At 68.5% G+C, this 19,579-nt stretch carries 15 protein-coding genes; 9 read left to right on the top strand and 6 right to left on the bottom strand.

Annotation, left to right across the window (positions count from 1 at the left end; all coding sequences use genetic code 11):
* Positions 1-20 precede the first annotated feature (20 nt).
* Positions 21-3,329: an acetyl-CoA carboxylase family protein gene (locus AC10V3_RS18200; protein WP_022536699.1), complete on the bottom strand. Its 3,309-nt coding sequence runs from the start codon at positions 3,327-3,329 to the stop codon at positions 21-23.
* A gap of 97 nt (positions 3,330-3,426) precedes the next feature.
* On the bottom strand, positions 3,427-5,199 hold the full coding sequence (locus AC10V3_RS18195) for an AMP-binding protein (RefSeq protein ID WP_022536698.1): 1,773 nt from the start codon (positions 5,197-5,199) through the stop codon (positions 3,427-3,429).
* A 242-nt stretch (positions 5,200-5,441) separates the two neighbouring features.
* On the opposite strand from AC10V3_RS18195, the gene AC10V3_RS18190 reads away from it, so the two are divergent.
* Both AC10V3_RS18190 and AC10V3_RS18185 read left to right on the top strand, forming a co-directional pair.
* Complete coding sequence (locus tag AC10V3_RS18190; protein ID WP_022536697.1) at positions 5,442-6,140, top strand: TetR/AcrR family transcriptional regulator; 699 nt, start codon at positions 5,442-5,444, stop codon at positions 6,138-6,140.
* Between the two features lie 185 nt (positions 6,141-6,325).
* Positions 6,326-8,008: a long-chain fatty acid--CoA ligase gene (locus tag AC10V3_RS18185; RefSeq protein WP_349607175.1), complete on the top strand. Its 1,683-nt coding sequence runs from the start codon at positions 6,326-6,328 to the stop codon at positions 8,006-8,008.
* Positions 8,009-8,269: 261 nt separating this feature from the next.
* On the opposite strand, the gene AC10V3_RS18180 is transcribed toward AC10V3_RS18185, so the two are convergent.
* From AC10V3_RS18180 to AC10V3_RS18165, 4 genes are all read right to left on the bottom strand, one after another.
* Positions 8,270-8,716 (bottom strand): hypothetical protein, encoded by a 447-nt coding sequence (locus AC10V3_RS18180; protein WP_022536695.1) that lies wholly within the window; start codon positions 8,714-8,716, stop codon positions 8,270-8,272.
* On the bottom strand, positions 8,713-9,216 hold the full coding sequence (locus tag AC10V3_RS18175) for a MarR family winged helix-turn-helix transcriptional regulator (protein WP_022536694.1): 504 nt from the start codon (positions 9,214-9,216) through the stop codon (positions 8,713-8,715). Before AC10V3_RS18175 ends, AC10V3_RS18180 begins: the two co-directional genes overlap by 4 nt.
* Before the next feature lie 133 nt (positions 9,217-9,349).
* Positions 9,350-10,351 (bottom strand): tripartite tricarboxylate transporter substrate binding protein, encoded by a 1,002-nt coding sequence (locus AC10V3_RS18170; RefSeq protein ID WP_022536693.1) that lies wholly within the window; start codon positions 10,349-10,351, stop codon positions 9,350-9,352.
* A 172-nt stretch (positions 10,352-10,523) separates the two neighbouring features.
* Positions 10,524-11,663: a porin gene (locus AC10V3_RS18165; protein WP_022536692.1), complete on the bottom strand. Its 1,140-nt coding sequence runs from the start codon at positions 11,661-11,663 to the stop codon at positions 10,524-10,526.
* 337 nt (positions 11,664-12,000) lie between these two features.
* On the opposite strand from AC10V3_RS18165, the gene coq7 reads away from it, so the two are divergent.
* The 7 genes from coq7 (at position 12,001) to AC10V3_RS18130 (ending at position 19,573) form a co-directional block, all read left to right on the top strand.
* Complete coding sequence (coq7, locus tag AC10V3_RS18160; protein ID WP_022536691.1) at positions 12,001-12,624, top strand: 2-polyprenyl-3-methyl-6-methoxy-1,4-benzoquinone monooxygenase; 624 nt, start codon at positions 12,001-12,003, stop codon at positions 12,622-12,624.
* 442 nt (positions 12,625-13,066) lie between these two features.
* Entirely contained in the window at positions 13,067-13,495 is a 429-nt protein-coding gene (gene mraZ, locus AC10V3_RS18155) for a division/cell wall cluster transcriptional repressor MraZ (protein WP_018006227.1), read from the top strand.
* Positions 13,496-13,502: 7 nt separating this feature from the next.
* Positions 13,503-14,495, top strand: a complete 993-nt coding sequence (rsmH, locus tag AC10V3_RS18150) for a 16S rRNA (cytosine(1402)-N(4))-methyltransferase RsmH (protein WP_022536690.1) — start codon at positions 13,503-13,505, stop codon at positions 14,493-14,495.
* Positions 14,492-14,806, top strand: coding sequence for a cell division protein FtsL (gene ftsL, locus AC10V3_RS18145; RefSeq protein WP_022536689.1), 315 nt, complete (start codon positions 14,492-14,494; stop codon positions 14,804-14,806). Before rsmH ends, ftsL begins: the two co-directional genes overlap by 4 nt.
* Positions 14,803-16,608, top strand: a complete 1,806-nt coding sequence (locus tag AC10V3_RS18140) for a peptidoglycan D,D-transpeptidase FtsI family protein (protein WP_022536688.1) — start codon at positions 14,803-14,805, stop codon at positions 16,606-16,608. The genes ftsL and AC10V3_RS18140 overlap by 4 nt, the downstream gene beginning before the upstream one ends.
* Positions 16,605-18,176 (top strand): UDP-N-acetylmuramoyl-L-alanyl-D-glutamate--2,6-diaminopimelate ligase, encoded by a 1,572-nt coding sequence (locus tag AC10V3_RS18135; protein ID WP_022536687.1) that lies wholly within the window; start codon positions 16,605-16,607, stop codon positions 18,174-18,176. The genes AC10V3_RS18140 and AC10V3_RS18135 overlap by 4 nt, the downstream gene beginning before the upstream one ends.
* Positions 18,173-19,573 carry a UDP-N-acetylmuramoyl-tripeptide--D-alanyl-D-alanine ligase gene (locus AC10V3_RS18130; RefSeq protein WP_022536686.1) on the top strand — a complete coding sequence of 467 codons (1,401 nt, stop codon included), beginning with the start codon at positions 18,173-18,175 and terminating at the stop codon, positions 19,571-19,573. Before AC10V3_RS18135 ends, AC10V3_RS18130 begins: the two co-directional genes overlap by 4 nt.
* Positions 19,574-19,579 lie beyond the last annotated feature (6 nt).

Genomic DNA, 19,579 nt, shown 5'->3' with positions numbered 1-19,579 from the left:
GGCGGCGTCGTGCGCGCCGCTTACCAGGTGTCGATGAAGCGTCGCTGCGATTCCTGCCGGCGGCCGACGCTGCCGGGCGGTACCGAGGCCAGCCCGCGCAGTAGCCAGCGGCGCGTGTCGGCCGGGTCGATCACGGCGTCGATCTCCAGGTGGCTCGCCATGTTGAGCGCGCGACCGCGCTGGTAGGCGGCATCGACCATGCGCGCGAACAGTGCCTCGCGCTCGTCGGGATCGGCCACCGCTTCGAGTTCCTTGCGGAAGCCGAGCCGGATCGAGCCTTCGATGCCCATCGCGCCAAACTCGCCGCTGGGCCACGCCGCAGTGAAGAAGGGCGCGGCGAAGCTGCCGCCGGCCATCGCCTGCGCGCCCAGCCCGTAGCCCTTGCGCAGTACCACCGTGAAGAACGGCACGCGCAGCGCGCCGGCGGTGACGAACAGGCGCGACACATGCCGCACCGTTGCGGTCTTCTCCGCCTGCGGCCCGACCATAAAGCCAGGGGTGTCGCACAGAGACACGATCGGCAGCCCGTGCGCATCGCACAACTGCATGAAGCGCGCGGCCTTGTCGGCGGCGGCGCTGTCGATGGCGCCGCCGAGGTGGCGCGGGTTGTTGGCGATACAGCCGAAGGCGCGGCCATCGATGCGGATCAGAGCGGTGATGATGCCGGTGCCGAACGCCGCGCGCAGCTCCAGCACCGATCCGGTATCGGCCAGCGCCGCCATCACTGCGCGCATGTCGTAGCTGCGCAGGCGGTTCTCGGGAATGGCGTGGCGCAGGTGGCGCGGGTCTTCCGAATGCCAGTCCTTCGCATCGCCCTGGAAGTAGGAGAGGTAGCGCTGCGCGGCGTCGACCGCCGCCTGTTCGTCGTCGACCAGCACGTCGATCACGCCGTTGGGTCCCTGCACGCTGGCCGGTCCCACTTCCTCAGGCGCGTAGGCGCCCAGCCCACCGCCTTCGATCATCGCCGGGCCGCCCATGCCGATGGTGGCGCTGCGCGTGGCGATGATGACATCGGCACAGCCCAGCAGCGCAGCGTTGCCGGCAAAGCAGCGGCCCGACACGATGCCCACCAGCGGCACCTGGCCCGACAGCCGCGCGAACTGGATAAACGAGGTGCAGTCCAGCCCGGCCACCACCGGCATGTCGGTATCGCCGGGCCGGCCGCCGCCGCCTTCGGCAAACAGCACCACCGGCACCTGCCACTGGCGCGCCAGCGCCAGCATGCGGTCCAGCTTCTTGTGGCCGTAGAAGCCCTGCGTGCCGGCCAGCACGGTGTAATCGTAGGCCAGCACCATGCAGCGCGTGTCCTCGCCCGGGAAGCGCGCCGCGTTGACGGTGCCGATGCCGGTGACGATGCCGTCGGCGGGCGTCGCGCGGACCAGGTCGTCGACGCTGCGGCGCTGCCGTTGCGCGGCGATGGCGAGCGCGCCGTATTCGATGAAGGAGCCGGCGTCGCACAGCTGCGCGATATTCTCGCGCGCGGTGCGGCCGCCCTGGGCGCGCCGCTTGGCCACCGCCTGCGCCCGCGCGGCGTCATGGCCGAGCGCATGGCGTTCCAGCGTCTCGCGCAGGTCGGCGCGGATATGGTCGAGGTCGGCCGCGGCGGTGGCTTCCGTGGCATGGCCGGCGTCGCCGCCGGGGGCCAGCACCACCACTGGAGCGCCGGCGCGCAGCGTCGTACCGGCCGCGGCCAGCACGCGCAGCACCGTGCCGGCGGCGGGCGCTTCCAGCGGATGCTCCATCTTCATCGCCTCGATGATGGCCAGCGGCTGGCCGCGCCGCACCGCGTCGCCTTCGCGCACGTGGAGGGCGGCGAGTGCGCCGTCCATTGGCGCGGCCACGGCGACGGCGTCGTCGGGGATGTCGGCCAGCGCGTTGTCGTCGTCGATTTGCGTATCGGCGGCGAGCGTCGGGGGCGCGTGCAGCGCCGGGTGGTCGCCGTCGGCGCCGGCCAGTGCGGCCAGCGTTGTGTCGAGGTACTGCGTATGCACCGCGTTGCGGCGCACATCGTCCAGCTGCAGCAGGTCCTGCAGCAGGCGGCGGTTGGTGTCGATGCCTTCGATGCGGAACTCGCACAGCGCGCGGTAGGCGATCGCCAGCGCGCGCGCATAGTCGCCGCCGGGCTCGTGCACGATCAGCTTGGCCAGCAGCGAGTCGAAGCGCGGGTTGGCCGTCATGCCGGCAAAGCCGGCGCTGTCCACGCGCACGCCAGGACCGTTGGGCGGCTCGAACGCTGTCAGCGTACCGCTGGCGGGGCGCAGCTGACCGTGCGCATCGAGGTGTTCGGCATTGATGCGCAGTTGCACGGCGACGCCGCGCGGGGCGGGCGCCTGCTCCAGCCCCAGGTCGGCCAGGCTGGCGCCGGCGGCGATCGCCAACTGGGTCTGGACCAGGTCGACGCCGGTCACCATCTCGGTCACCGTGTGCTCGACCTGCAAGCGCGGATTGGCTTCCATGAACCAGCACGACGGTTCGGCGCCGCCGCTGTCCTCCACCAGGAACTCGAACGTACCCAGGCCGCGATAGGCCGCGGCGCGCGCCAGCGTGGCGGCGGCTTCGGCCAAGCGCGCACGCAGCGCATGGTTGAGCGACGGGCTGGGCGCGACCTCGACCAGCTTCTGGTGGCGCCGCTGCAGGCTGCATTCGCGCTCGCCCAGCGTCAGCACGCGCCCGTCGGCGTCGGCGATCACCTGGATCTCGATATGGCGGGGCGCGTTGACGATGCGCTCTACATAGATGGCCCCATTGCCGAATGCGGCCTTCGCCTCGGAAACGCAGCGCGCATAGGCTTCGTCGATCTCATTCGCGTGGCGCACCGCGCGCATGCCCCGCCCGCCGCCACCGGCGAGCGCCTTGATCATCATGCCGGCGCGGTCCTGCAGGCTGCTGAAGAAGGCATGCGCCTGCGCCAGCGTGGTCGGGCCGGTGCTGCCGGGCACGACCGGCACGCCATGCTCGCGCGCCAGCGCACGGGCCCGCGCCTTGTCGCCGAACAGGCGCAGCACGTCGGGCGCCGGGCCGGCGAAGACCAGTCCGGCGTCGAGGCAGGACTGCGCGAAGTCGGCGTTCTCCGACAAGAAGCCGTAGCCCGGGTGCACCATGCCGCAGCCGGCGCGGCGCGCGGCGTCGACCATGGCATCGATGTCGAGATAGGCGCGCGGGCCGGTGCCGGGCAGCGCGATGGCTGCGTCGGCCTTGCGCACATGCAGCGCGTCGCGGTCGTCCTCGCTGTAGACGGCAACAGTGGGCATGCCCATTGCAGCTGCGGCACGGGCGATGCGAATGGCGATTTCGCCGCGATTGGCGATCAGGAGTTTGTCGAGCGTCATGATGCAGAGGCGTTGGCCGAAGGCTTGGTTTGCTCCCCTCTCCCGCTTGCGGGAGAGGGGCCGGGGGAGAGGGCAGGCGAGTCGCAGGCAGACGTCGTCAGTCAGCCTGCTCAGCCAACGCCACCAGATCCTGCTTGCGCACCTTCCCCGTAGCCGTCAGCGGCAGCGCCTCGACGATGCGCACCTCCGGCACCTTGTAGACCGCCATGCTGGCGCGGCACCACGCCGCAAGGCCGGCTTCGTCGACCGAGCCCGCGGCCTCGGGTTTGAGCATGATGAAAGCCACCGGCACCTGCCCGCGGTCCTCATCGCTGCGCCCGACCACGGCCGAGCCCAGGATCGCCGGATGCTGGCCGAACATGGCCTCGATCTCGGCCGGGAATACGCTCATGCCGTTGACCTTGAGCATCTCCTTGCGGCGCCCGAGGTAGTGGATGTAGCCGTGCTCGTCGATCAGCCCGATATCGCCGGTATGGAACCAGCCGTCGCGCATCGATTCGCGCGTGGCATCGGGTTTGTTCCAGTAGCCCTTGAGCAGGGTCGGCGTGCGCACGCACAGCTCGCCCTCGCTGCCCGGCGGCAGCAGCGCGCCGGTGCCGAAGTCGCAAACCTTGAACTCGGTACCCGGCACCGGCAGGCCGACGAAGACCGGCTGCGCGCGCAGGTCCATGTCGTCGTCCTGCATGCCGTAGGTGAAGGTGTTGCAGGTCTGGGTCTCGGTCATGCCCCAGGCGCTTTCGGCGATGGTCGAGCCGGTCAGCGCCTGCCAGCGGCGGCGGTAGTCCAGGTTCAGCTTCTTGACGAAGGACGACACGCCGACATGGCGCAGCGAGCGCAGGTCGTATTCGCCCACGCGCGGGTGTTCCATCACCTCGACCGCGCTGTCGACCAGCATCGACGCATTGGTCACGCGATAGCGCTGCACCGCGCCCATGAAGGTCTGCGCGTCCCAGCGCGCCAGCAGCACCAGCGGGATGCCGAAGAACGCCGGGAAGATCAGGCACAGGTTCTCGCCGGCGATCCAGAACTCGGGGAAGAAGCCCAGCATCACGGTGTCGTCCCGCACCGGCAGCGCCACGGCGCCGAACGCGGCGGCCATGTCGACCATGTCGCCCTGGGTGTGGATGCAGCCCTTGGGCAGGCCAGTGGTGCCGCCGGTGTAGTTGAGCGCGGCGGGGGCGTCGATGGCGGGAACGGTGGCGGGCGCGGGTGCGGTGCAGGCGGCCATGGCCGGCAGCAGGTCGATGGCGCGGTCTTCGGGCTCGGGCGCGTGGCGCGGTGCCTGCACCATCGGCGGCAGCGGCAGCGTGGGTTCGTCAGGGACGACGTCGGCAAAGCTGGTGACGAACAACAGTTCGAGCGGGTCGGCGTCGCCGAGTGCTTCGCGGGTATCGGCCACCAGTGGCAGCAACTGGTCCAGCGCCACCAGCGCGCGCGGCGTGGCGTCGCGCAGCGCGTGCAGCAGTTCGGCGCGCTGCGACAGCGGGCTCACCGGCATGTACACCGCGCCCAGCTTCAGGATGCCGAAGAACACCACGTGGAACTGCGGGCAGTTGGGCAGCAGCACCGCGACGCGGTCGCCGGGACCGATGCCGCTGGCGGCCAACAGCGCCGCGCAGCGGTCGCTCTGCGCATCGAGTTCGGCGTAGGTAGTCTGGTGGCCGTAGAAGATCACGGCCGGCTGGCCGGGGCGCGCGCGGCCCCAGTGACAGAGCATCTCCGACAACGGGATGCGTCCCAGCGGGTATTGCGGCGCGCGCGGTGCGCCGGGCGGCCACGCCGCCTGCCAGCACCGGTGCAGGTCGGCAAGATAGTTCGCCTCGTTGATCGGCGCGCCCGCGGGCGCGGCATGCGATGCGGTCTGGTCCATCCGTGCGGTCTCCTCGCGGTGTTCAGCGCAATCGCTGGCACGGACGCGGCGGCGCGCGTCAGGCAGCATTGCGGCTGGCTGTACTCGTAAGGCGCTACTCGTTGGTATATTTATACCGGGCGGTAGGATCCTAGGCGGATCGGCCGTTCGCGTCAATCGGCCCGAGCCCCTGCGGCCCACGCGTGGTGTCTGCAAGGGTCCACCGGGATGGCGCAACCATGCCGTCATGCGAGAATTGCATCATGTCGATCGCTCCAAGACCCGCAATCCCATCCGCCCCGCAGACCCCGTCGCTGACGACCGCGTCCAACCCTTCGCAGAACGCCGCCCCGCAAGGCCAGGCTGCGCGCCCGCATATCGCCGAGCGCCAGGAGGCGCGGCGCCGCCAGATCCTGGACACCGCCGCGCAGCTCTTCTACACCAAGGGCTACCCCGGCATGACCATGAACGACCTGTGCCGCGCCCTGGGCGTGACCAAGCCGGCCGTCTACTACTACTTCACCGACAAGTACGAGATCTTCGACATCCTGTGCCGCGAGTCGGCGCAGACGTGCCTGCCGGTCATCCGCGAGACCGCCGACCCGGCGCTGCCGGTGCGCGAGCGGCTGCATGCCTGCCTGCTCGAAATGGCGCGCCGCTGCGTGGCCTGCCATGTGCCGGCGACGCTGAGCTTCCGCGACAACCAGTACCTGCGCCCGGAAACCGTGGCCTGGCTCGACAGCATGGCGCGCGATTTCTACCGCGACCTGTACGCGCTGCTGGAGGAGGGCAAGCGCGAGGGCGTGTTCGCCTTCGGCGATGCGCGCGTGACCGCGCACGCGATCGGCAGCGTGGTCGGCTTCATGTACACCTGGCACGAGCCCGGCCGCATGGATGCGGAGGTGCTGGCGCAGGAGCTTGCGACCAACATGATGAAGCTGGTGCTGCCCAGCGGTGGGTGATCGCACGTCCGGCTAAGGGTTATCCCCCTGCCGGTGCCCAACCGGTGGCGCATAATGCCCGCAGGGGCGCCACATGCGCGCGCAATTGCCCCGAGGACTTCGTCTAAGTTGTTGTTTTAACCGGGGCGCACGTTTAGCATCTCGGAAAAATCGAACGACCATTCAGAAAATCAGGAGACGGTGCTATGGAAAGAATTTGGCTGAAACACTACCCGGCCGGCGTCTCCGCCGAGATCGATGCCAGCCAGTTCCGCTCGCTCGCCGCGTTGCTCGAGGCGTCTTTCCGCACCTATGCCGACCGCAAGGCTTTCGTCTGCATGGACAAGGCGATCACCTACGGCGAGCTGGACCAGCTCTCGACCGACTTCGCCGCGTGGTTGCAGTCGCGCGGGCTGCGTCCGGGCGCGCGCGTGGCGATCATGATGCCCAACGTGCTGCAGTACCCGGTGGTGCTGGCCGCGGTGCTGCGCGCCGGCTTCGTGGTGGTCAACGTCAACCCGCTCTACACCCCGCGCGAGTTGGAGCACCAGCTCAAGGACAGCGGCGCCGAAGCCATCGTGATCCTGGAGAACTTTGCCGCGACGCTGCAGCAGGTGCTGGCCAAGACCCCGGTCAAGCACGTGGTGGTGGCCAGCATGGGCGACATGCTCGGCGGCCTGAAGGGGGCGATCGTCAATTTCGTTGTGCGCAACGTCAAGAAGATGGTGCCGGCGTGGGAGCTGCCCAACTGCGTGCGCTTCAACAGCGCGCTGGCCGAGGGCCGCAAGCTGACGCTGCAGCCGGCCACCACTGGGCCGGACGATATCGCCTTCCTGCAGTACACCGGCGGCACTACCGGCGTGTCCAAGGGCGCGGTGCTGCTGCACCGTAATGTCGTCGCCAACGTGCTGCAGTCCGAGGCGTGGATGCAGCCGGCGCTGGCCAAGGGCGCCCATATCGACCAGCCGATCACCATCACCGCGCTGCCGCTGTACCACATCTTCGCGCTGACGGTTTGCTGCCTGCTGGGCATGCGCAGCGGCGGCATGAGCGTGCTGATTCCCAATCCGCGCGATATCCCGGGCTTCATCAAGGAACTGCAGAAGTACAAGTTCAATATGTTCCCGGCGGTCAACACGCTGTACAACGCGCTGCTCAACAACCCGGAAATCGGCAAGGTCGATTTCTCCGGCCTGCGCGTGGCCAATGGCGGCGGCATGGCGGTGCAGGAGGCAGTGGCCAGGAAATGGCTGGCCAAGACCGGCTGCCCGATCATCGAAGGCTACGGCCTGTCCGAGACCTCGCCCTCGGCTACCTGCAACCCGACCGACACCGACGCGTTCTCCGGCACCATCGGCATGCCGCTGCCGTCGACCGAAGTGGTGATCCGCGATGACGACGGCAAGGATGTGCCGCTCGGCCAGCCGGGCGAGATCTGCATCCGCGGCCCGCAGGTGATGGCAGGCTACTGGAACCGCCCGGACGAGACGGCCAAGGTCATGACCGCGGACGGCTTCTTCAAGACCGGCGATATCGGCGTGATGGACGACCGCGGCTACACCAAGATCGTCGACCGCAAGAAGGACATGATCCTGGTATCGGGCTTCAACGTGTACCCGAACGAGGTCGAGGGCGTGGTCGCCGAGTGCCCGGGCGTGCTGGAAGTGGCCGCGGTGGGCGTGCCCGACACGCACTCGGGCGAGGTGGTCAAGCTGTTCGTGGTCAGGAAGGACCCGGCGCTGACCGAGGCCGACGTGATCGAGTTCTGCAAGGAACGGCTCACCGGCTACAAGCGGCCCAAGTACGTGGAGTTCCGCACCGAGCTGCCCAAGACCAACGTGGGCAAGATCCTGCGCCGCGAATTGCGCGACAGCCGCAAGGCGGCGTGAGGCGGGCACGCCGACGGAGCCAACGGTTTTGCGTGCACCCAAGCCGCTTGAGCTAGCCTTGGCAAGGTGTTCTCCCTCTCCCCTCAGACCCCTCAGGGGGAGAGGGTTGGGGAGAGGGGTGGACTAGCAAGGAACCACATCAAGCGGGACCCACGGTTTAAACCCACGGCCGCCAGCCGTTGACACTCCTGCCCTCTCCCCCGGCCCCTCTCCCGCAAGCGGGAGAGGGGAGCAAACCAGCAGCATGCACAGGCTCGCGCCTCAGCACTCATTCGACGGCGCCAGCCGCGCGTCCGTACTGCCATCCACATAAATCACCCGCACGCACGCCCCCGGCTCCAGCCCAGGCGCCGCCGGCGCATTGACCGCCGCAATCGCGCCGTCCATCATCCGCACCTTGTACTGGAACAGGTCGACCTGCTGCACCGGCGCAGGACGGCTGAAGAGCCGGGTCAGGTCGAAGGCGAAACCGACGCCCACACCGCCACCCCCGCCGCCGCCCGCGGCGCCCACGCCGACGCTGGTGCCGCCGCCATAGTAGGAAGGCACCTGCGCCACGTCCATGCGCGTCAGGAAGGTCTTCTCGGTCACGCGGCCCAGCTTGACGGTGGCATTCACCGGCGTGACCTGCGGTGGCTGCGGCGTGCTGCTGCAGGCGGCCAGCACCGGCACCAGGCCGCACAAGGTGAGGAAGGGCAGGGTTTTCATGGCGAGATCAGGCCGGACTTGAGCCGGCCAAGCAGTCGGAACAGGGCACGCCGGTCGGTTTCGGCCAGGCCGGAGAACAGTTGCTCGATCCAGTCCTCGTGCGCGCGCGCCATGCGCGAGAACGCGGCGCGCCCGGCCGGCGTCAGGCGGATCAGGTAGGCGCGGCGGTCGGTGGGCAGGGCCTCGCGCGAGACCAGCCCTTCCTGCTGCAGCTGGTCAGTGATGCCGGTGACGTTGCCGCCGGTCACCATCATGCGGCGCGACAACTCGCCCATCTTCAGGCCTTCGGGATGGCGGTCGAGCTGCGCCAGCAGGTCGAAGCGGGGCAGAGTGCAGGCAAATTCCTGGCGCAGCCGCGAACGGATATCGGCCTCGATCAGGTTGGTGCAGGTCAGCAGCCGCAGCCACAGCCGCAGGGCTTCGTGCTCGGTCTGGTCGGCACGGGTTTCAAGGTCGACCGGCGCGTTCTCGGCGCCGGCGGCAGGGGAAAGGTTTGGCATCTTCAGGGCGACGGTGCGCGGGTGTGCGGCCGGGGCCGCCAGGCTGCGGGGCCGGCGGCGACATTTGATGCCTCAAGTATATGCGTGATGCGCGCCGCCGCCTTGATCGCCGGAAGGGGCGATCAAGTCGCGCTTAGTCGACCTTGGCGCCCGAGTCCTTGACCACCTTCGCCCACTTGGCGGTCTCGGACCGGATCAACGCGGCGAACTGCTCCGGCGTGTTGCCGATGGGCTCTGCGCCCTGCGCCTGCAGGCGTTCGCGCACCGCGGGCGCGCTGAGCGCTTTCGCCACTTCCTGCTGGATGCGGTGGATGACGTCCGGCGGCGTGCCGGCCGGCGCCAGCATGCCGAACCACGAGCTGGCCTCGTATTGCGGCAGGTTGGCTGCCTGCGCGACGGTCGGCACGCCCGGCAGCGCCGGCGACGGCTTGGCGCTGGTCACGGCCAGCGCCTTGAGCTTGCCGCCCTTGATCAGTGCCATCGACGACGGCAGGTTGTCGAACATCACCTGCACGGTGCCGCCGGTCAGGTCCGTCAGCGCCGGCCCGCTGCCCTTGTACGGGAAGTGGACCATAAAGGTTTTGGTCTGGGTCTTGAACAGTTCGCCCGCCAGGTGGATCGAGGTGCCGTTGCCGCTGGAAGCCATGTTGAGCTTGCCGGGATTGGCGCGCGCGTAGCTGATCAGGTCCTTGACGCTGTCGATCTTGTTCTGCTGCGCGAACGCCGGGTTGATCACCAGCACGTTGGGCACGGCCGCCACTTCGGTGATCGGCGCGAAGTCCTTGATCGGGTCGAACGGCAGCTTGCCGTACAGGGACTGGTTGATGCCATGCGTGCCGACGGTACCCATCAGCAGCGTGTAGCCGTCGGGCGCGGCCTTGGCGACGATGTCGGCGCCGATATTGCCGCCGGCGCCGGGCTTGTTGTCGACCACCACGTTCCAGCCCGGCAGCTTGGCCAGCTCCGCGGCCACGGCCCGCGCCAGGATATCGGTGGTGCCGCCGGCGGCGAACGGGACCACCAGCCGGATCGGCTTGGCCGGATAGGGATCGGCCGCCAGCGCCGACGGGCTGGCGAGCGCGGCAAGGCTGGCGGACAGCAGCAGCGCGACGGCGCGACGGCGAGTGGCTTGCATGGGGGGTCTCCTGGTGGGGGCCGTTCGTGTGTCGGGTGGCGGTTTTGGTCAGTGCATTCTAGTCGGCGGCCGTGGGAGCGCCGATGAGGTAATGCCCTATGCGGCGCCCATGAAAAAAGGCACCCGGAGGTGCCTTTCAGGATCAGCCTTGCGACTTGCGTCGACCGGGCGATCAGAACTTGTGGCGGATGCCGATGGCGGCGCCAATCATCTTGTCTTCGCCGGTACCCAGGAAGTAACCATTGGCGAAGCTGATCGCCGAGGTGTCGAAGTTCAGGCCGGCGTTCTTCGAGAAGGCCGTGGTCAGGTACACGTCGGTGCGCTTGGACAGGTTGTAGTCGGCGATGAACGAGATCTGCCAGGGGTTCTTGATGTTGTTGGTGGCGCCGGTGGCGGCCGGGTTGAAGTTCTTGACGTCGTCGTAGTAGTACGCGAGCGTCAGGCCCAGTGCCGGCGTGACCTGGTAGTTGCCGCCGACCCAATAGTAGTTGTCCTTCAGGATCGTATTGTCGTTCGGCGCCTTGCTCATGCCCCAGCGATAGCCGGCCATCAGCTTGGCCGGGCCAAAGGCATAGCTGGCAGCGACCGCGGCCTTCTTGACTTCGCCGGTGCCGCCGGCGGCGTTCAGGGTCGGGTTGTACTGGTCATAGGCGCCGCTGATGCCGAACGGGCCGGCTGCCCACGACACGCCGGCACCGTAGCCGGTGTCGCGGCGGAACTGGCCGGGGACTTCGCCAGTGTTCGCTGCGGTGATGCCATTGCCGAACGACCAATGCGCGACCGCGGTCACCGGGCCGAACTTGCCGGTGTACTTGGCGGTGTTGTCCGAACGGAAGTTCAGGCCCAGTTGAGCGACCACCGGCTCGTACTGGGTGGCATAGCCGGCCGGCGAAAAGTTGGCCATCATGTCGAACAGCGAGGTGTACTGACGACCGAAGGTCACGCGGCCCGCCTGGGCGCTTTCCAGGCCGACGTAAGCCTGACGACCGAAGAGACGGCCACCTTGCTGCATGCCGCCATTGTCGAGGCCGAAACCGCTTTCCAGCACGAACAGCGCCTTCAGGCCGCTGCCCAGGTCTTCCACGCCGCGCAGACCCCAACGCGAACCGGACAGGCCGCCGGACGACATGCGGAAGAGGTTCTCCGACGGGCCCGTTGCGAAGCCGTTGGCCGCTGACGGCGTGACGCTCGACATATTGCTCACGTACTCGATGTTGGCATCCACCACACCGTAGAGCGTCACGCTCGATTGGGCCTGCGCCGCCCCAGCAAATGCGCCAAGCGCTGCCAGCGCCAGAAGCGATTTCTTCATGCTCGTTGATCTCCACTGTAAGAATTATTGGTGACGCTGCGGGGGAACCTCCTTTTGGTCTCCATCCCCCGTACGTCAAACTTCCTCGGAAGTTGCGAAGTACTGTAACAAACAACGTTTCGTTCACCAGTCGGTCGCAACCCCCTTGTCTGCTTTTAACAACTCAGGGTTTTTGAGTAGCCAGGCGCATCAATGCAAGGCGTGATGCGGGCTGGCGCCGATTAGAGGCAAGCTACAATGCGGGTAATCCCGATGGATGCCTCGCGTGCCGCGCTGCGGCCGCGCACCCCACCATGGAAGGGCGCCCGGGGGAACGAAGACCAACCGCTTCTGCGACATGGACACCCTGATCAAAGAATTCGACGTGGCATTGCGCGCCATCGCCGGCGCAACCCGATCCGCGCGCGACAACCCGGCCGATCGGCTGGCACCGGACACCGAGCAGATGAGCGCCGACGAACGCCGCCACGTGGCCGGCCTGATGCGCATCAACCATGTCGGCGAGGTGTGCGCCCAGGCCCTGTACCAGGCGCAGAAACTGACCGCGCGCAACCCGACCGTGCGCGCGCAGATGGATGCGGCCGCGCGCGAAGAGGAAGACCACCTCGCCTGGTGCGCCGAGCGCCTGCGCGAACTGGGTTCGCGCCCGAGCCTGCTCAACCCGCTGTGGTACGCGGGCGCCTTCGCCATCGGCTGGGTGGCCGGCCGCGCCGGCGACCGCGTCAGCCTGGGCTTCGTCGCCGAGACCGAGCGCCAGGTCGAACATCATCTGGGCGGACACCTGGACCGCTTGCCCGAGGCCGACGGCCGCTCGCGCGCCATCCTCGAACAGATGCGCGACGACGAGATCCGGCACGGCGATGCCGCGCGCGATGCCGGAGGCATCCCGCTGCCCGCGCCGGTGCGTGCGCTGATGCGCGGCGCCTCGCGCGTGATGACCACCGCTGCCTACCGGATCTGAACGCGTGCGCGCGTCCCCCAATGCGCGCTTCGTGGTCAGGCCCGCCGGCCCTTGATTCACCGGGGCTGGCGGGCATTTGTTGTATCCTTTCCTCGCGCGGCGGGACAGGTCTTTCCCGCGCCGCAACGGCAGTTCTCCCCCGGCGGTTCTCAGGTGGTTTCTCTGCATTCCTCCCTAAGATCTTCATTTCATTAAGGATTCACTTTTTCGGTGCGTGAAGTGTGCGCGCTAAGTCATTGTTCTTATTCACAAATTCTCTGTTTGCTGCTCTGCAACCAGCCTTGACCGCCCATATGGCTTCCTCTAAAGTGGGAAATAGTGTGAGGAAGTGTATTTTTGTGTGAAATAGGGCACCGACCGTGGGATCATCTCGCCATAGTCGGAACGGAACGATTCACGCACATGTCGGCCGGAAACGGGCCTGCATGGACCGGGAGCGAGCTTGTTTCAGGGAGCATCGGCGCTTTCGCTGGATGCCAAGGGGCGGATGTCCATTCCGTCCCGGCACCGCGAGGCGCTGCAACAGCAGGCCGAGGGCCGGGTGACGCTTACCAAGCACCCGGATGGCTGCCTGTTGCTGTTTCCCCGGCCCGAGTGGGAAAACTTTCGCACGCGCATTGCAGCGCTGCCGATGGATGCGCACTGGTGGAAGCGCATCTTCCTGGGCAACGCCGCCGACGTGGAAATGGACGGCGCAGGCCGGGTGCTGATCGCCCCGGAGCTGCGCAGTGCCGCCATGCTGGACAAGGAAGTCATGCTGCTTGGCATGGGCAGCCATTTCGAAGTGTGGGATGCCGCGACCTACGCCGCCAAGGAACAGCAGGCGATGGCGCAGGGCATGCCCGAAGCATTGAAAAATTTCTCTTTCTGACGAGGTCATGAGTCCTACCGGAACGCCGGCAACCCCCGCCCTGCGCCATCGCACCGTGCTGCTGGACGAAGCCGTCGATGCGCTGGTCTGGCGCCCGGACGGCATCTATGTGGACGGCACCTTCGGCAGGGGAGGGCACAGCCGGGCGGTGTTGGCCCGGCTAGGGCCAGACGGGGCCCTCGTCGCGTTCGACAAGGACCCAGCAGCAATCGCAGAAGCGGGCACCATCGGGGATGCCCGCTTCTCCATTGAGCACGCGAGCTTTGCGGACATGGCCGAGCGCCTGGCCGGGCGCGGCCACGTGGCTGGCGTGCTGCTCGACCTGGGGATCAGCTCGCCCCAGATCGACGAGGCGGCGAGGGGGTTTTCCTTTCGTTTCGAGGGCCCGCTGGACATGCGCATGGACACCACGCGCGGCCTCACCGCCGCCCAGTGGCTGGCGCAGGCGGATGAGCAGGACATTGCCAGGGTGATACGAGACTATGGGGAAGAACGGTTTGCTGTACAGATTGCAAAGGCGATTGTTGCTCGCCGGAGCGAACCCGGCGATGGCGGACCCATCGCCACTACTGCCGACCTTGCCGCGCTCGTGGCGAAAGCCGTCAAAACACGCGAGAAGGGTCAGGACCCTGCGACCCGCACCTTTCAGGCTCTACGGATTCACGTCAATCAAGAGCTTGAGGACCTCGAAAGAGGGCTGAAGGCGGCGTATGAACTGCTGCAGGTCGGAGGGCGCCTGGTGGTGATCAGCTTCCACTCGCTGGAGGACCGCATCGTCAAGCGGTTCATGGCGGCGCACGCCCGTCCCCAGCAGGATGCCGACCCGGCCCTGCGCCGCGCGCCGCTGCGCGCGGCTGACCTGCCGCAACCGACGCTGCGCCTGCTCGGCCGCTACAAGCCCGGCGCCGAAGAGGTGGCCGCCAACCCGCGCGCGCGCTCGGCCGTGATGCGCGTGGCCGAAAAGCTGGCACCTGCCGCCGGCGGAGGCGCGCGCGCATGAACCGCCTGACCTTCTTCCTGCTGGCCGCGCTGATCCTGTGCGCGCTGTCGCTGGTGAGCGCGCAGCACCAGGCGCGCACGCTGTTCGTCGCGCTGGAGCGCGCCCAGGCGGAAGAAAGGCAGCTCGATATCGACTGGTCGCGCCTGCAGTACCAGCAGAGCGCGCTCGGCAAGAGCGCGCGCATCGCCGATGCGGCGCGCGCCCAACTGAAGATGTCGCCGGTCAACCCCGGCAGGACCCAGTACCTGTCCGGCATCGTGCTGCCTCCCGCGCAGCCGGCGCCGGCCAGCGACGCGGAGGCGCGGCGATGAGCATGGCCCGTCCCAATCCGCCCCGCCGCGACCGCAACGGCACCGCCTCGCGCCCGCGCAGCGGCCAGTTCTCGGCCAGCCCGGTGCTGGGCCTGCGCCTGCCGATGTGGCGCTCCAAGCTGGTGGTGTTCCTGATGTTCGCGGCCTTCGCCGCGCTGGCGGTGCGCGCCGCCTGGATCCAGGGGCCGGGCAACCAGTTCTACGAGGCCGAGGGCAAGAAGCGCTTCCAGCGCACGCTGGAGCTGCCGGCCACGCGCGGCAAGATTCTGGACCGCAACGGTCTGGTGCTGGCCACCAGCCTGCCGGTCAAAGCGATCTGGGCGGTGCCCGAAGACGTGCCCAACCAGGTCGAGGCGGACAAGATCCGCCAGCTCGCCAGGCTGCTCGGCATGTCCGAGAAGGACTTGGGCAAGAAGCTGTCCGAGGACAAGGGCTTCGTCTACCTGAAGCGCCAGGTGCTGCCCGACATCGCCGACAAGATCGCCGCACTGAAGATCGAAGGCATCCACCAGACCCGCGAATACAAGCGCTTCTACCCGGAAGGGGAGGCGATGGCGCACATCGTCGGCTTCACCAACGTGGAAGACCGCGGCCAGGAAGGCGTGGAACTGGCGCGCGAGCCCGGACTGGCCGGCCGTCCCGGCGCGCGCCAGGTGATCAAGGACCGTCTGGGGCGCGTGGTCGAGGACGTCGGCATCCTGAAGACCCCGCGCGACGGCGAGGATATCCAGCTCTCGATCGACGCCAAGATCCAGTACCTGGCCTACAACGAACTCAAGGCGGTGGTCGAGCGCCACAAGGCCAAGGCTGCCAGCGCGGTGGTGCTCGACGCCCAGACCGGCGAGGTGCTGGCGCTGGCCAACTGGCCCACCTACAACCCCAACGACCGCACCCGGCTCTCGGGCGAGCAGCTGCGCAACCGCGTGCTGACCGACACCTTCGAGCCCGGCTCGATGATGAAGCCGATCACGGTGGGCCTGGCGCTGCAGCTCAAGCGCGTGACGCCGTCAACGGTGATCGCCACCACCGGCAAATACCAGTTCGAAGGCGCCACCATCAGCGATACCCACAACTACGGCGCGCTGACCGTCAGCGGCGTGATCCAGAAGTCGTCCAACATCGGCACGACCAAGATCGCGATGATGATGAAGCCGCAGGAGATGTGGGACATGTTCACCAGCATTGGCCTCGGCCAGGCGCCCAAGATCGGCTTCCCCGGCGCCGTGGCCGGCCGCGTGCGCCCGTTCAAGAGCTGGCGCCCGATCGAGCAGGCCACCATGTCTTACGGCTACGGCCTGTCGGTGTCGCTGTTCCAGATGGCTCACGCCTACACCATCTTCGCGCATGACGGCGAGTTGATCCCGGTGTCGATGTTCCGCACCAATGGCCCGGCCACCGGCGAGCGCATCCTGTCGCCGCAGGTGGCGCGCGACGTGCGCGCCATGATGGAGACCGTGACCGCGCCCGGCGGCACCGCGCCCGAGGCGCAGGTGATGGGCTACCGCGTCGGCGGCAAGACCGGCACTGCGTACAAGCATGAAGGCCGCGGCTATAACCGCAGCAAGTACCGCGCCTCCTTCATCGGCCTGGCGCCGATGTCGAATCCGCGCATTATTGTGGCCGTCAGCGTGGACGAGCCCACCGCCGGCAGCCACTACGGCGGCCTGGTGGCTGGCCCGGCGTTCGCGGCCATCACCGGCGGCACGTTGCGCGCGCTGAACGTCCAGCCCGATTCGCCGATCCGCCAGCTGGTGGTCAGCGACAAGGTGCAGGAGAGCGAACCGTGGAGTGCGACGCAATGACGCCCAAGGTCCTGCTCCCGCTCGAGGTCACCGCCCAGGCCAGCAACGCGCTGGCCTGGCTGCGTACCAACGTGGCCGCCTCCGCGCAGCTGACCGGCGATACCCGGCGGCTGGCGCGCGGCGATGTGTTCTTCGCCTACGTGCTCGGCAACGATCGCCTTGCCACCGACGGCAGGCCTTATATCCAGCAGGCGATTGCCGCCGGCGCCGGCGCCATCGTTTATGAGGTGGAGGGCTTTGACTGGCCGTTCGGCGACACCGTGCCGCACCTTGCCGTCAGCAACCTGCACCAGCTTGCCGGCCCGATCGCGGCCGGCTGGCACGGCAACCCGGTGCGCGGCCTGGCCGTGACCGGCATCACCGGCACCAACGGCAAGACCTCGTGCAGCCAGTGGCTGGCGCGATTGCTGCAGGCCACGGGCACGCCGTGCGCGACGATCGGCACGCTCGGCACCGGCTTCCCCGGCGCGCTGCAGGTGACCGGCTTCACCACGCCCGACGCGGTGCAGTTGCAGGCAAGCCTGGCTGCGCTGCACGACGCCGGCGCGCGCGCGGTGGCGATGGAAGTTTCCTCGCACGGCCTGGAGCAGGAGCGCGTGGCGGGCACGCATTTCTCGGTGGCGGTGCTGACCAACCTGACCCAGGACCACCTCGACTATCACGGCTCGATGGCCGAGTACGAGGCCGCCAAGGAGCGGCTGTTCTGCTGGGACGGCCTGCGCACCGCGGTGATCAACCGCGACGACGTCATGGGCCAGCGCCTGATGGCGGCGGACGCCGCCGCCATCGGCGCGCCGCACGTGATCGAATACGGCATCGACGGCCCCGGCGCGGCCACGGTGCGTGGCCCGCGCGGCGAGTGGCTGCGCGCCACCAACGTGCGCGCCACGCCCACCGGTACCGCCTTCCATATCGACGGCAGCTTCGGCAGCGCCGAGATGGCCACGCCGATGATCGGTGCCTTCAACGTCAGCAACCTGCTCGCGGTGCTGGGCGCGGCGCTCGCCAACGGCGTGGGGTGGAGCGCGGCCATTGCCGCGCTGCGCGCGCTGACGCCGGTTGAAGGACGCATGGAGCTGTTTGGCGCCAGCGGTGGCCACGATGCCACACTGGCGCCGCTGGCCGTGGTCGACTACGCCCATACGCCCGACGCGCTGGAACAGACCCTGGCCGCGCTGCGCCCGGTGGCGCAGGCGCGCAACGGCCGCCTGTGGTGCGTGTTCGGCTGCGGTGGCGACCGCGACCCGATCAAGCGCCCGCTGATGGGCGCGGTGGCCGAGCGCCTGGCCGACGAAGTCATCCTGACCAGCGACAACCCGCGCAGCGAAGATCCGCAGGAGATCCTCGACGCCATCGCCGACGGCATGGCGGACCGCGCGCGTGGGCGCCAGATCGAAGACCGCGCCGCCGCAATCCTTTATGCCATCAAGCACGCGGCCCCGGCCGACGTGGTGCTGGTGGCCGGCAAGGGCCATGAGGCCACGCAGGAGATCCAGGGCCGCAAGCGGCCGTTCTCCGACCGCGAACACGTACGCCTGACCCTCGGCACACGGGGGGTATCGGCATGAGCCAGTCCAACATGACCACCTTGCAGCAAGCCGCCGGCTGGATCGCCGGCGCGCGCATTTCCGGCGACGGCGCCGTGGCATTCTCGCGCGTGCATACCGACAGCCGTACCGTCGAGCCCGGCGACCTGTTCGTCGCGCTCAAGGGCGAGCGCTTCGACGCGCACGACTTTATCGCCGACGTGGTCGCGCGCGGCGCCGCCGCGGTACTGGTCAGCCGCGAGGTCGATGGCGGCGTGCCGGCCATCGTTGCACCCGACACCCGCATCGCGCTGGGCGAGCTGGGCGCGGGCTGGCGCCGCCAGTTCACGCTGCCGGCGGTGGCGGTGACCGGCAGCAACGGCAAGACCACGGTCAAGGAAATGATCGCGGCCATCTTCGCCGCGGCGGTGGGCGAGGGCCAACGCCTGGCCACCGGCGGCAACCTGAATAACGATATCGGCCTGCCGCTGACGGTGCTGCGCCTGCGCGCCACCCACAAGCTGGCGGTGCTGGAGCTCGGCATGAACCATCCGGGCGAGACGGTCTACCTGGCCGGCATCGCCCAGCCCACCGTGGCGGTGATCACCAACGCGCAGCGCGAGCACCAGGAATTCATGGTCAGCGTGGAAGCCGTGGCGCACGAGCACGCGGCCGCGATCGCGGCGCTGCCCGCCGGCGGCGTGGCGGTGTACCCGCTCGACGCGGAAAGCGGCGGCGTCTACGCGCCGGTGTGGCGCGAAGCCGCCGGCGCGCGCCGCGCGCTGTCGTTCGGCACCTCGCAGCGGGCCGATGTGCATGCCACCGTGGCGCTCATCGACGGCGTGCAGGTGATGCAGGTGCGCGCACCGGGCCATGCATTTGAAGTCAGGCTCGCGCTGCTGGGCGAGCACAACGTGCGCAACGCGCTGGCCGCGATCGCCTGCGCGCTGGCCGCGGGCGTGCGCGTGCCGGTGATCCAGGCGGGCCTGGCCGGCTTCAAGGCGATCAAGGGCCGGCTGCAGGTCAAGTACACGCCGGGCGGCACGGTGCTGATCGACGATACATATAACGCCAACCCCGACTCCATGCGCGCCGCCATCGACGTGCTGGCCGGCTTCGCCGCGCCGCGCGTGCTGGTGCTCGGCGACATGGGCGAAGTGGGCGACCAGGGCCCGGCCTTCCACGAAGAAATCGGTGCCTACGCGCGGGCGCGAGGCATCGACACGCTGTGGGCGACCGGTGAGTTGGCCGTGCACGCCGTGCAGGCGTTCGGCGCGGGCGCCCGCCATTTTGGCACCGCCGAGGCACTGGCCAAGGCGCTGGAGGAAGACAGCAGGGGCATGGTGGCGCAAGCGGGCGCCGTGCTGGTGAAGGGATCGCGCTTCATGCGCATGGAACGGATGGTCGCTGCGCTGGTCGCAGACACTTCCGCATATTAAATAAGA

It is taken from the genome of Cupriavidus sp. PB-02, from assembly GCF_058252315.1.
The sequence above is the reverse complement of the archived record's forward strand: the minus strand, read 5'-3'. Positions and strand labels throughout refer to the sequence as shown.